Genomic DNA, 12,407 nt, shown 5'->3' with positions numbered 1-12,407 from the left:
ACGTGCGTCATCCCGATAATGGTAGGTGGTCCCTCACAACATTCGAGAGAATGGAGACAAATTTTGCCACCGGGCGCGACAACGGAAGGGTTTACGTGCTCCGCACGGTTTGCCCGCACATGAAGGTTCTCGTCACGGATCCGATCGCGGATGCGGGTCTGGACGTACTCAGAGACGCCGGCCACGAGGTCGAAACGGGCTACGAACTCGAGGGAGACGACCTCCTCGAGGCAGTCTCGGACGCACACGGGCTCATCGTTCGCTCCGGGACCGAAGTCACCGACGAGGTCCTCGCGGCCGCCGAGGAACTGGTTATCGTCGGCCGAGCGGGTATCGGTGTCGACAACATCGACATCGACGCCGCCACTGACGAAGGTGTCATCGTCGCTAACGCCCCCGAGGGCAACGTGCGCGCAGCCGCCGAGCACACCGTCGCGATGACGTTCGCGGCCGCCCGCTCGATCCCGCAGGCACACATCCGCCTGAAAGACGGCGACTGGGCGAAAAGCGACTACCTCGGTGCCGAACTCAACGGCAAGACGCTCGGCATCATCGGCCTCGGCCGCGTCGGCCAGGAAGTCGCCAAGAAACTCGACTCGCTTGGGATGGACCTCGTCGCGTTCGACCCCTACATCTCCGAGGAGCGCGCCGACCGCCTCGGTGCCGAACTCGTCGACTTCGAGCCGTGTCTCGAGCGCGCCGACTTCCTCACCATCCACACGCCGCTGACCCCCGAAACGGAGGGCATGATCGGTGAAGACGAACTCGACCTCCTCGAGGACGGCTACATCGTCAACGTCGGCCGTGGCGGCATCATCCAGGAGGACGCACTCGCTGCCAAGGTCGAGGACGGCACGCTTGCCGGCGCGGCGCTGGACGTCTTCGCCGAGGAGCCACTCTCCGAAGACTCACCGCTGCTCGAACACGACGACGTCATCGTCACGCCCCACCTCGGCGCATCGACGGAAGCGGCTCAGGAGAACGTTGCGACCTCAACCGCCGAGCAGGTCAACGCCGCGCTCGCCGGCGAACCGGTCGCCAACGCCCTGAACGCCCCCTCGATCGACGAGAGCGCGTTCCCCCGCGTCGAGCCCTACATCGACCTCGCCGAAACCGCCGGCAAGGTCGCCGCACAACTGCTCGAGGGCCGCATCGAGGACGTCGAAGTCGTCTACGAGGGCGAAATCGCCGACGAAGACGTCGAATTCGTCACCGCAAGCGCACTCAAGGGCGTCTTCGAACCCCTCGAGTGGCAGGTCAACGCAGTCAACGCACCCCAGATCGCCGAGGACCGGGGCGTCGACGTCACCGAGTCCAAGACCCGCCAGGCCGAGGACTTCCAGAGCCTGATCTCCGTAACTGTCAGCAACGACGACGACGAGGTCTCCGTCGACGGCACCCTCTTTGCGGGTGACGACCCGCGGATCGTCCGCATCGACGGCTACCGCGTCGACGCCATCCCCCACGGCCGGATGGTCATCACGCGCAACACCGACGAACCCGGCGTCATCGGCCTCATCGGTTCCGTGATGGGCGACCACGACGTCAACATCGCCGGTATGTTCAACGCCCGTGAGACCATCGGCGGCGAAGCACTGACCGTCTACAACGTCGACAGCGAGGTCCCCGACGCAGCGAAAGCGGAACTCGAGGACGACGAGCGCGTCATCGGCGTCAGCGACATCACGCTGAACGGCCAGAACTAACCACTACACGCGGCGAACGCGCTGTTTTTCGGCGAGTCGATCGAACGACCAGTGGCAAAAGACCTATCGCTCGGACGACCAACGTCTCGAGTATGGACGACGACGTTGCAGTCGACTTCGGTGAGGACGGCCTCGTCCCCGCCGTGGCACAGGACGCCGACACCGGCGAGGTACTGATGCTTGCCTACGTCTCGCCGGAGGCCCTCGAGCGAACGCGCGAGACTGGCCGCGCGCACTACTACTCGCGAAGCCGCGACGAGCTCTGGGAGAAAGGCGCGACGAGCGGCCACACACAAGACGTTCAGGAGATTCGCGTCGACTGTGACGCCGACACCCTGCTCTATCTTGTCGACCAGGAAGGCGGCGCGTGTCACACCGGCCACCGGTCGTGTTTCTACCGGACGATCGAGGGAGAGAACGTCGGCGAACGAGTGTTCGACCCTGACGCCGTCTACGAGTAACCGATGAGCGAGCGCGTCCCGCCCGCCGACGCCCGCTCCGACGCCGCCGGCAGTAGCGACGACGATCCGACACCGCACGAGGCACTCGAGGCCGCCCGCGACCGCCTCGAGACGATCGACGCGCAGATCGACGATCACGACGCGGACACCGTCGAGGCGGTCGCAACCGCCTACCGAACCGCGACCGACCTGTTAGAGGACTACGTCGACCGCGCGACCGGGACCGGCAAGGAGAATTTTCAAGCATATATCGAACTCGAGGGCAAGTTCGACGGGCTGGTCACCGGACTCGACGAGGACCTCCCCGAATACGAGTCCTTCGAGGACGCCCTCGAGGCGATCGACAAACGCCGGCTGAGCGAAGCCGATTTCGAGCGGGCTCACGACGCCCTCGAGCCGGCAGCAAAATACGCGGCCATGCTCGACGAACGCGAGGCCGCTCGCGAAGCGCTGGCGGAAGCCCGCAAAGCCGCGAGCAAACGACTGCGGACGATCGACGACGAGATCGACGCACGCAAGCGGCTGCTCGAACTCGCGGATGCGGATCTCGACGCCCCGGTCGAGCGACTCCGCGAGCCGATCGAAGACTACAACGAGGCGATCCGCGAGGCCGTTCAGGCGTATCGCCTCGAGACGAGCGCCCGCGAGGTGTTCGCCCTGCTCGAACGGAGCCGGTGGTATCCGTTCGTGACCTACGAGCGCCCGCCCGACGATCTGGCGGCGTACGTCCGCGAGAATCAAGCCGGCGAATATACGATTCCCGAGTTGCTCGAGTACGCCGACTACTCACGGTCGAAGCTCTCCCATTACGTCGACAGCGCGGACGAACTCAAGCGGTCAGTCGCGACTCAGCAGACGTATCTCGAGGGGATCGACGCCGAGGCGCTGACGATCGACTGGCCGCCCGAGCCTGCAGGTGCCCTGCGAGCCCGGACGCGGGAGTATCAGCCGTTCGTCGCGCGAATCGCCGGCGAGGACGTCGTCGCAGCTTTACGCGAGGTGCGGTTGCTCGCGACCGATCCCGACTACGACCGCTTACAGACCGCAGCCCAGGCCGTCGACCGGCTCACGCCCGCCGAACGAGAGCGGCTGGCCGACGGCCGCGTCGACGACGAACTCGAGGCGTTGCGGGCCGAACGGGAGCGACTCGAGGACGCGCTCGCCGTCGACGATCCGGTCTGAAGGCGGCCGGCGGTCGCGGTTGGCGGGAGAGATGCCCGTCGTGGGAGCCGCTCTCGTTCGCAAACGGCATCGTATATATGTCACTGCGCCGTTCGCACGACTATGCGAACGACGCGGCGGTCAACCCTTATTGCACTTGGTGGAACAATCACGCTGTCTACCACGGCCGGCTGTCTCGGTGGCTCCAGCAACGGCTCGTTTCCCAGCGACTGTGACGGGACAGAAGTCGAAACGGTCAATTCGCTGCCCCGCCCCGCACTGGGTCCGGAAGACGCCCCCGTCACCGTCGACGTCTTCGAGGACTTCGCCTGTGGACACTGTGCAACGTTCACCACTGACGTCTATCCACAGATCGAATCGACCTACATCGAGCCCGGTGAGATTCGCTATCGCTACTTCGACTGTCCGATCCCTGTCGATGAAAACTGGTCGTGGCGTGCTGCCTCGGCCGCCCGCGCAGTACAGGATCGAACCGACGCCGAGACGTTCTTTTCCTTTGCCAAGGGGATCTACGAGGAGCAAGCCCGGCTCGGCGAGGACGGCTACCAGTTCATCCGCGAGGTCGCCGACGACAACGGCGTCGACGGCTGTACGGTCGCCACAGCAGCCAAAGAGGAGGCATACCGCGAGGTCGTCGAGGCGGACAAACAGACAGGCGACGACCGCGGCGTCCCCGGAACGCCGGCCGTCTTCGTCGACGGTGAATTCATCGAAAGCTACGAGTGGGACACCGTCAGCGCCGCGATCGACGCGCAACTCGAGTGAACAGTCGGCCGCCGAACAGGTAGTTTATACGGCGGAAGACGAGTCAGAGATCATGGACGATTCAGGACCGGGACGACGGGACGTCCTCATCGCAACGTCGGGGGTTCTCACGGTTGCAGGCTGTACGAACAGCGCGGCCGTCGAATCCGGGTACGGAACAGCGTACGGAGACGCATACGGGAGTGAGTAAACATGGTCGATCACACACCGCGTCTCGGACTGGGGACGTACGAGCAGGGCGAACAGTGGGACCACACCGACGCAGTCGAGGCGATCGACGAGCACGCGATCGTCCGCGGGCCGATCAGCGAGCGACCGGCAACCGGCGAGTACGACGACGAACTGTATCACGCGACCGATCAAGGAATTACCTGGCGCTGGGACGTCGCGAGCGACGACTGGGTGTACTTCAGCGGTCGCGGAAGTGCCGAGCAGCCAGTTCCGGGAACGAGCCACTTCGAGGCAGTCCAGCTCACTCACGCTCGCACCGAAAAGACCCCCGTGTGGAACGTCGAGGCCCACGGCATCGAAGGCGACGGGACGACCGAAGTCGGCCAGGCGGTCCACGACCTCCTCGAGGATGTCGCTGACGCCGGCGGCGGGATCGTGTACTTCCCGCCGGGGCGCTATCTGCTCGAGCGGACGCCACTGATCGGTGACGACACGATCGTCCTCGGTGCTGGCCGTTCGACCGTTCTCGTCGGAATCCGTCCCGACGGTGAGAACGGACGGGCGCTGCTCTCGAATATGGGCTACGACGAGCCGGGCTACGACGGGGCATCGAACTGGGGGGTCTGCAACGTCCGGATCGATTCGCCGGAGTCGACCGGGATCATGCCCGCCCACGCGGAAAACGTTCGGTTGGAGCGGATCTACGGCGACCGCATCCACTACCACCACATCGACGTCGTCTCGTCGAAAAACGTCGTCGTCGACGGCTACTGGGCAACCCGCGGCGGCAAGGGTGAGTCAGATGCGCCGGTGCAGTTCGACAGTCAACAGCCGGATACGAGCTGGAACAGCGTCTGGGACGGCAGCGCCGACGCGCTCGTCGCGGACGACGGGACGCCGACCAGAGACTGTACCCTCACGAACTTCGAGATCGACCCGGCAAACGACCCCGACTACGGCGTCCACCTTCACCGCGGGACGAACGAGGGGATCACCATCACGGACGGCCAGATCACCGGCTGTGAGTATACGGCGATCAGAGCCGATCCGGACGAGCAGATCGTGGATCTGACGATCGACCGGGTCTCGTGTCTCGAGAACGCACGGGGGATCACGCTGGGAGAAATCGAAGACGGCCGTCAGGGGTTGACGATCAATAACGTCACGATCAGAACCACCGACAGCGACATCGCCGGCGGCTCGGGGCTGTACGCGGCCGGCTTCGACGGCGCTGCGATATCGAACGTCACCGTCGACGGCCCGTTTACGAACGCGATCATCTTCGACGACATGGCCGACCTGAAATTGAGTAGCGTAACTGCGACGGGCGCGGATCATCAATCGTTCCGATTCAGAGCAAACGTCGACGCGACGCTCACGACCGCTCGAGCGGCCGACTGTGGTACTGCAGGCATCTACGTCGGCCCTGACAGTCGTGTCGCCTACGGCGGTGTGACGTTCGACGACGTTGGGGACGAAGTCGTCGTCGACGGCGAACTTCGGGAGTGGGCCTCGTCGTGATTGGCGTCGAACTCGAAGGGACGAGCAACGGAGCCCGGCGTTACGCGTCGGCTTTCGCAGCAGCCAGCGCCTCGTACATGTCGCTGGCGAGGGCTTCGGCGCGGTTTCCATCGCGGGCTTCGGCATAGATCCGGACGAGCGGTTCGGTGCCGGAGGGACGCGCGAGCACCCACGCGTCGCCGTAATCCAGTCGGTAGCCGTCGCGGGTGTTGAGCTCGGCGTCGGCGGCGTTGGCCTGGTTGGCCGCCGCATCGAGCATCGCGTCGCGTTCGGCCGTCGACTCGTATTCGACGTTGTGCCGGACGTTGACGTAGCCGTCGTAGGGCGCGACGAGCTCGCTGACCGGCTTCTCGGCAACTAACTCGAGGAATCGCGCGGCTGTGTAGGCACCATCCCGCGAGAGCCGATAGTCGGGGAAGAAGATTCCACCGTTGCCCTCGCCGGCGATCGGCACGTGGCTGTCGTTTGCCGTGAGTTCCTGAATGCGAGTGATGATGTTCGTCGAGCCGATCGGGGTGAGCTCGAGGTCGGCCCCGACGTCGTCGACCACGTCGACGAGTCGCTGGGAGACGTTGACCGCCGAGACGGCCGTGTCGCCGACCTCGAGTTCGGCAGCTGCGAGTGCGGCCAGCGTCGCGTCGCCCTCGACGTACTCGCCGGCTTCGTCGAAGAAGATGGCGCGGTCGGCATCGCCGTCGTGGGCGATGCCAACGTCGGCGTCGGTCGCACGAACGAGACGGCCCAGATCGGAGAGGTTGTCGGGGACGGGTTCGGGATCGCGACCGGGGAAGTGGCCGTCGGGCTGGCTGTTGACGGTGACGACGCGACAGCCCAGTTTTCGGAAGAATTCGGGACTCGTCAATGAACCCGCACCGTGGCCCGGATCGAGTGCAACGGTGAGGTCGGCGTCGGCGATCGTCTCTCGGTCGGTCGCCGCGAGCAGTTCATCGACATAGGCCCGGCCGACGCCATCGATCTCGCGAACGCGCCCCGTCTCGTCCCACGAGGCGACGGAAAACGATTCGGCGAGCAGGGTTTCCTCGATCTCCTCGAGCGCGGCCACCGAGAGTTCGACGCCGTCGGGGCCGACGAGTTTGACGCCGTTGTACTGGGGCGGGTTGTGTGAGGCCGTGATGACCACGACCGGCACCCCTTCGCGTTCGGCGTAGGCCTGTGCCCCCGGCGTGGGGACGACCCCGAGACGGTCGACGTCGGCACCCGTACTCGCGAGCCCGCTGGCGGCCGCATCGGCCAGCATACGCCCCGTATAGCGCGTGTCGCGAGCGATCGCGACTCGGTCCCCACCGTGGCCGTCACCCCAGGTCGTCCCCGCCGCTTTCGCGACGCGTAGGACGAACGCGGGCGTCAGCTCTTCGTTGGCGACGCCCCGCGTCCCACTCGATCCGAAGACTTGCATCACGCGTTAGTCCGGGCGGACTCCCCAAAGGGATTCCGCAACTCGATCCGAAGACTGAGCCGGGCTGCTGTCACTGGATCCCGGCGCACCCACATGGCGGATTGGGGCGTGTCGGCGCGAACTGATAGTCGTCCATATGAGGGCGGAACGTTTTCGGGCCATCCCTGTCACGTTCCTGTATGCAATCGATCGAGGAAAAACGCGTCTACGGCGATCGGCAAGGGGCGATCACGGCCTACGTCGCAAGCGCGATGGGCGTCGTTCGCGTCCGGGTCGCCGGTGACACAGTTGGCGAATTCGGCCTCTGTGAACGCTGTGGTGCTCGAGACGTCGCAGCCAGCCCCGACGCCATCGCCGTCGCGACGGACGACGACGTTCGCATACTCGGACTCGAGGCGGAATCCACGTCCGACCGTGAGGGTGACACGCCGGTCGTGGCCGACGACGAGTCGTTCGTCGAGACCGGCTTCGGCCCGGCGGTCGCCGTCGGCTTCGATGGCGACGACGTGCTCGCAGCCGGGCCGGACGGTCGCGTCGCGCGTCGCACAGCCGGGGCCGACGAGTGGACGACGCTTTCGGACGGCCTCGAGACAGCGGTGCGAGCGATCGACGGCGATCTCGTGGGCACGGCCGACGGCGTGTATCGAGTCAGCGACGACGGGCTCGAACACGCTGGGTTGTCGGACGTGCGTGACGTCTCGGCTGCCGGTGTGCCACTCGCGGCCACCGCGGACGGGCTCTACAAACTCGGCAACGGCTGGATGACCGTCCTGGAGGGGCCGTTCGAGACCGTCGCCGCGGATCCGCGCTCGGAGCGGGGCGAGCTCGTCCGCGCCCACGCGGTCGCCACAGACGGCGTCTACGAGTTCGTCGCCGACGAGTGGCACGCGATCGACGGCTCGAGCGAGCAGATCGTCGGCGTCGGCTACGGCGAGACGACCTACGCCGTCACGGACGAGGGGACGTTCCTCGCGTGGAGCGATGGGGAGTGGCGAACGCGAGCGCTGGGCGTCAGGGACGTGTCGGGGCTCGCCGTGCGACCGGAGCGGCAGTAGACCCACCCCGTTGGTTCTCGCAGCGGTACCGGAGACCGACACGCGAGCGTTGCATTCCAGATCGCACGGAGACGGAGTATACAAGAGTTAACGATACTGAAAGACGGCGGTCAATAAATGAGCGATCGCTCACGACGACGGCTGCTGGCTGCGACCGGTACCGTCTGTACCGGTGCTGTCGCCGGCTGTACGGGCAGCGGCGATAAAACGGATGGAACCGACGGACTCGTACCGACCGACGAAGCCGACGTGCTCGAGGGGCGACCGCAACACAGAACGAAAGCTGGTTTAGCCCCCGGAGTGTGCCACCGACTATGATCGTCAGTGGATCCACGTCTCAGGCACTCGCCGCAGCACTCGCTCGCGAACTCGAGGAACCGCTCGCCGCCGTCGAGTACGATCGGTTCCCCGACGGCGAACTGCTCGCGGCCGCCCCCGGCGTCGCCGACGCAGAGCCCGATCGGGCAATCATCGTCGCCTCGACCGTCTCGAGCGACGCCCACCTCGAGGTACTTCAGTTGCAGGATGCCGTCCGCGAGGCTGGCGTCGAGGAGGTCGTCACCGTTCTGCCGTACATGGGCTATGGCCGCCAGGACAAGGCGTTCGAACCGGGTCATCCCATCTCCGCGCGTGCGATGGCGCGGGCGATTTCAACCGGCGCAGACCGCGTGCTGACCGTCGATCCCCACGAGGAGGCGGTTTGTGAGTTCTTCGAGCCGACGGCGACGGCCGTCGACGCTGCGGGCCGACTGGCCGAGCCACTGCCCGACGACCTCGCGGATCCAGTGTTCCTCTCGCCCGACGCAGGCGCGATCGACCTCGCCGAAACGGTCTGCGACGCCTACGGCACGGGCGAGACCGACTACTTCGAGAAGGTTCGCCACTCCGGCACCGAAGTCGAGATCACGCCAAGCGACGTCGACGTAGCCGACCGCGACGTCGTCGTCGTCGACGACATCATCGCGACGGGCTCGACGATGAGCGAAGCCGTCGGCGTCCTCCGGGAGCGATCGGTCGGCCGCGTCTTTATCACCTGCGTCCACCCGCTGCTGGCTCGCAACGCCGTCACGAAGCTCTCGCGGGCCGGCGTCGAAGCGATCTACGGCACCGACACCATCGAGCGCGGCGTCAGCACCGTCTCGGTCGCACCGGCGCTCGCGTCGTACCTGTAAGCAAACGGTTAAGTACTCGCCCGCACCTGGCTTAGACGTTAACGTTTCACACAATTCGATGCGCCTGTGTGAACTGCGACGACAGCTGGAAGAACAGATCAATGCACGGACTCGTCCACAAGACCCTCAAGGAGTACGTCGTCGACCGAACCGACGACGAGACCTGGGACACGATCGTCGACCGGGCCGGCCTCGAGCCGACGCTGTACCTTCCCGTCAGCTACTACGACGACGCCGAGATCGACGCCATCCTCGAGACGCTGTCGGGGATGGCCACCCAGGACAGGCGTGCGATCGAACGCGACGTCGGCCGCACACTCGCGCCTGAACTCCTCTCGACGTTTAGCGCCCACGTCAGCCGCGACTGGACGGCGACGGAGCTACTCGCCGAACTCGACGATGTCTACAGCGATATCGAAACCGCCACGGACGACACGTCGCTGCCTGCGATTTCCGCTTGTCTCGAGTCCGATCACGGGGTCGTCACGTACGAGACTCACCGCGATACCACCTACTGTGGCATGGCCCACGGGATTCTCGAAGGGGTCGTCGCCGCGTTCGACGGCGACACGACCGTCACCGAAACAGCCTGTGTCGACTACGGAGCCGACGCATGTCGGTTCCGGGTTGACCTCGAGTAGCGCCGAGACACGGACTCGGAGCCACCGATTGCTTCCCGTCAGTACTGGCGCGATCGCACTGCGACGATGAAGAGCATCGCGACCGCGACGAGCGCCGCCGGAATCCCGAACCCGGGCACCGTCTCGATCGCTGCTGCCGGGCCGCTGCCAACGGGCGCGGTAGCGGTTCGGTCACCGACAGCGATCTGATATCGGCCCACCTCGTCGAACCGAAGATCCGCCTCGATCGTCGTCGAGTCGCCGACCCGAAGCGCCACTGGTCGCTCGGCAACGACACCCTCGACGGTCCGGAACTCGAGGGCGGCCGCTGCCGGGCGCTCGTCGGCAGCCTCGACCGTCGCAGTCACCGTCACCGGCTCGCCGGGATCGACGCGCTCGGGCGAAACGTGTAGGTCGGTGACGGTCACGCTCGCTTCCGAGCGAACGACGGCGGTCAGCCGGTCGGAGCCGACGCGAAGCGTATACGCGCCAGGCTCGGCGGGCGTCCACGAGAGGTGGTGCTGTGCCGTCTCGCCGGCTGTGAGTCGACCCCGGCGGATGTCGACCGGCCGGCCATCAACCTGCAGCGTCGCGTCGTACGTCCCGTCTCGGCTGCCGACGTTCTCGACCGTGACCGGCAGCGACACCGGTTCGCCGGCCGGGACTGCGATCACACCACCAGATTCACCGGTGGTTCCCGTCGACCCCGAGGCGTTCCACCGTGGCCACTCCCGGCCCGCCACCTCGAGTGAGTCCATTTCTAACTCGGACTCGAAATCCGCGACCGGCTGGTCGAAGGCCGCCGCGTGCTGGCTCCGGGTCCACATCTCGGGCGTCGCCGTGGTTCGCGTGTATCGTTCGGCAGCGGCCCGAACGTCGGCCCCGCCGTACTCCGCAAGCGTTTGCAGGAAGTCGGCCTCGGTGATTCGGCCCTCCTGGGTGTTCAACGCGCGGAAGACATCCTCGAGCGTCCGGTCGCCGTCGGTCGCGAGCCGCAGTCGGCGATCGAGCTCGCCGTAGACGAGTGCTCCCTTTGCGTAGTCCGTCTTCGGATCCGCCCACGTCGAGCGATCGACCAGCACTCCGTCGGCGTATGGCGATCGCTCGCCGCGCTCGAGGAGGACGCTGAAGTCGTCGAAGTCAGTGCTACCGTACTCGAAGGCGAGCAGGCCTGCGTAGTAGTCGGCCTGGGCTTCGATGAGCCACGCCGTCTTCGGCGTGGTGTCGGTCGCCGCATTCGAGAAGCGCTGCCGGACGTGGACGTACTCGTGAAGCCAGGCCGGGTTCGGCTCGTCGAGCTCGGCGTCGGCGACGACCCACGCGTCGGCGCGGCCGTACTGAATCCCGCGTGGCCCCCAGTCGGCCCCGGTTGGCGCTGCGATCACGACCACCTCGTCGCGTCGCATTCCGACCTCGAGTCGGTCGCGTGCGTCCGCCAGCGCCGTCAGGATCGCGTCCGGCGACTCCTCGAGCCGTGCCACGTTGGGGACGACCAGCCGGATCGTCCCGCCGTCGGTCGTTCGCTCGTAGGTCGTCACCGGACCGAAGACGGCGATGTCGCCGCCGGTCGCACCCGGCCCGTCGACGGTCACCGTCTCCTCGATGCCAACCGGGTCGGTCCGTCGAAGGGAAACGTTGAGCGATGGCACCGCGACGATCCCCCAGTCGCCTGTATCGACGAACGTGTATCCCGTCTCCGACGTGCGTGTCCCGTCGCTCCCGCCTCGCCGATCGGCCGGCATCGTATAGCGGATCGCTGGTTCGTCAGTCGTGCCGGTCCACGCGTAGGTCCGCTCGCCCGTCCGCTCGAGCCCCGTCACCGATTCGACGGTCGCACCCTGTTGGAGTTCGATCTCGAACTCGGTGACAGCACCGGGGACGTGAAACGTCGTCTCCGTCTCGAACACGTCGGGGTCGTCGGGGCGATGTCTGAGAACGGTCGTGCGGTCGAACACGTCGGCGCTGGATGTGGTCGCCGAACCAACGTTCGTTCCGACCGATACCAGTGTCTCGCTGGAACTCGCAGCCAGTTCCCCGCCGGAATCAGCGACAGCAGAGTCAGTGGGTGCAGCCGCCTGTGCCGGCTCGAGGGCACCGACGCCGGCCGGCAGACTACAGACGAGCACGACGACGAACGCGAGGGCGGGGACTCGAGAACTCACTACCCACTGCTGGTCAGTCAGTGCGCAAGACAGTTACGGCAACGTGTCTATCAGGATTGCGCTACGAAACGGTGTAAATCAAACCGAATCGCTGTGAGCCGCTACTCAGACGCTTCCGCAGCCGCCAGCGCCTCGAGCGCGATCTCGGCATCCACCTTTTTCCGTTCGGGTCGCT

At 66.0% G+C, this 12,407-nt stretch carries 12 protein-coding genes; 10 read left to right on the top strand and 2 right to left on the bottom strand.

Going from position 1 to position 12,407, the window contains the following annotated elements; genetic code table 11:
• The first annotated feature begins 119 nt into the window (after positions 1-119).
• The 6 genes from serA to C476_RS12785 all read left to right on the top strand — a co-directional run bounded on the left by serA (position 120) and on the right by C476_RS12785 (position 5,806).
• A complete protein-coding gene (serA, locus tag C476_RS12805; RefSeq protein WP_008013625.1) occupies positions 120-1,706 on the top strand; it encodes a phosphoglycerate dehydrogenase in 1,587 nt (528 codons plus the stop codon).
• A gap of 92 nt (positions 1,707-1,798) precedes the next feature.
• Entirely contained in the window at positions 1,799-2,167 is a 369-nt protein-coding gene (gene hisI, locus C476_RS12800) for a phosphoribosyl-AMP cyclohydrolase (RefSeq protein ID WP_008013624.1), read from the top strand.
• A gap of 3 nt (positions 2,168-2,170) precedes the next feature.
• On the top strand, positions 2,171-3,349 hold the full coding sequence (locus C476_RS12795; RefSeq protein WP_008013623.1) for a DUF7118 family protein: 1,179 nt from the start codon (positions 2,171-2,173) through the stop codon (positions 3,347-3,349).
• Between the two features lie 102 nt (positions 3,350-3,451).
• Positions 3,452-4,114 carry a DsbA family protein gene (locus tag C476_RS12790; RefSeq protein ID WP_008013622.1) on the top strand — a complete coding sequence of 221 codons (663 nt, stop codon included), beginning with the start codon at positions 3,452-3,454 and terminating at the stop codon, positions 4,112-4,114.
• 52 nt (positions 4,115-4,166) lie between these two features.
• The gene (locus C476_RS18735; RefSeq protein ID WP_160162900.1) at positions 4,167-4,304 is read left to right on the top strand and encodes a hypothetical protein; all 138 of its coding nucleotides are present in this window, start codon (positions 4,167-4,169) and stop codon (positions 4,302-4,304) included.
• 2 nt (positions 4,305-4,306) lie between these two features.
• On the top strand, positions 4,307-5,806 hold the full coding sequence (locus C476_RS12785) for a glycosyl hydrolase family 28-related protein (protein ID WP_008013621.1): 1,500 nt from the start codon (positions 4,307-4,309) through the stop codon (positions 5,804-5,806).
• 40 nt (positions 5,807-5,846) lie between these two features.
• Here C476_RS12785 and glmM read toward each other — a convergent pair whose 3' ends face one another.
• On the bottom strand, positions 5,847-7,223 hold the full coding sequence (glmM, locus tag C476_RS12780; protein ID WP_008013616.1) for a phosphoglucosamine mutase: 1,377 nt from the start codon (positions 7,221-7,223) through the stop codon (positions 5,847-5,849).
• A gap of 179 nt (positions 7,224-7,402) precedes the next feature.
• On the opposite strand from glmM, the gene C476_RS12775 reads away from it, so the two are divergent.
• From C476_RS12775 to C476_RS12760, 4 genes are all read left to right on the top strand, one after another.
• Positions 7,403-8,278 (top strand): HVO_0234 family beta-propeller protein, encoded by an 876-nt coding sequence (locus tag C476_RS12775; protein ID WP_008013615.1) that lies wholly within the window; start codon positions 7,403-7,405, stop codon positions 8,276-8,278.
• A gap of 117 nt (positions 8,279-8,395) precedes the next feature.
• Positions 8,396-8,596, top strand: a complete 201-nt coding sequence (locus tag C476_RS12770; RefSeq protein ID WP_008013613.1) for a hypothetical protein — start codon at positions 8,396-8,398, stop codon at positions 8,594-8,596.
• Positions 8,593-9,450 (top strand): ribose-phosphate diphosphokinase, encoded by an 858-nt coding sequence (locus C476_RS12765; protein WP_008013611.1) that lies wholly within the window; start codon positions 8,593-8,595, stop codon positions 9,448-9,450. The genes C476_RS12770 and C476_RS12765 overlap by 4 nt, the downstream gene beginning before the upstream one ends.
• A 101-nt stretch (positions 9,451-9,551) precedes the next feature.
• A complete protein-coding gene (locus C476_RS12760) occupies positions 9,552-10,091 on the top strand; it encodes a heme NO-binding domain-containing protein (RefSeq protein ID WP_008013609.1) in 540 nt (179 codons plus the stop codon).
• Between the two features lie 38 nt (positions 10,092-10,129).
• On the opposite strand, the gene C476_RS12755 is transcribed toward C476_RS12760, so the two are convergent.
• A complete protein-coding gene (locus C476_RS12755; protein WP_008013607.1) occupies positions 10,130-12,232 on the bottom strand; it encodes a CARDB domain-containing protein in 2,103 nt (700 codons plus the stop codon).
• Between the last annotated feature and the right edge of the window lie 175 nt (positions 12,233-12,407).

Origin of the sequence: Natrinema limicola JCM 13563 (assembly GCF_000337475.1) — an archaeon.
GTDB lineage: Archaea > Halobacteriota > Halobacteria > Halobacteriales > Natrialbaceae > Natrinema > Natrinema limicola.
Note: the sequence above shows the minus strand (reverse complement) of the source record. Positions and strands in the feature narration are given on the sequence as shown.

Bases quoted from the DNA above. Each gene is read 5' to 3' on its own strand.
- C476_RS12760 (WP_008013609.1), top strand. From the start codon at position 9,552: ATGCACGGACTCGTCCACAAGACCCTCAAGGAGTACGTCGTCGACCGA.
- C476_RS12790 (WP_008013622.1), top strand. From the start codon at position 3,452: ATGCGAACGACGCGGCGGTCAACCCTTATTGCACTTGGTGGAACAATC.
- hisI (WP_008013624.1), top strand. From the start codon at position 1,799: ATGGACGACGACGTTGCAGTCGACTTCGGTGAGGACGGCCTCGTCCCC.
- serA (WP_008013625.1), top strand. From the start codon at position 120: ATGAAGGTTCTCGTCACGGATCCGATCGCGGATGCGGGTCTGGACGTA.
- C476_RS12770 (WP_008013613.1), top strand. From the start codon at position 8,396: ATGAGCGATCGCTCACGACGACGGCTGCTGGCTGCGACCGGTACCGTC.
- C476_RS12795 (WP_008013623.1), top strand. From the start codon at position 2,171: ATGAGCGAGCGCGTCCCGCCCGCCGACGCCCGCTCCGACGCCGCCGGC.
- C476_RS12775 (WP_008013615.1), top strand. From the start codon at position 7,403: ATGCAATCGATCGAGGAAAAACGCGTCTACGGCGATCGGCAAGGGGCG.
- glmM (WP_008013616.1), bottom strand. From the start codon at position 7,223: ATGCAAGTCTTCGGATCGAGTGGGACGCGGGGCGTCGCCAACGAAGAG.
- C476_RS18735 (WP_160162900.1), top strand. From the start codon at position 4,167: ATGGACGATTCAGGACCGGGACGACGGGACGTCCTCATCGCAACGTCG.
- C476_RS12785 (WP_008013621.1), top strand. From the start codon at position 4,307: ATGGTCGATCACACACCGCGTCTCGGACTGGGGACGTACGAGCAGGGC.
- C476_RS12765 (WP_008013611.1), top strand. From the start codon at position 8,593: ATGATCGTCAGTGGATCCACGTCTCAGGCACTCGCCGCAGCACTCGCT.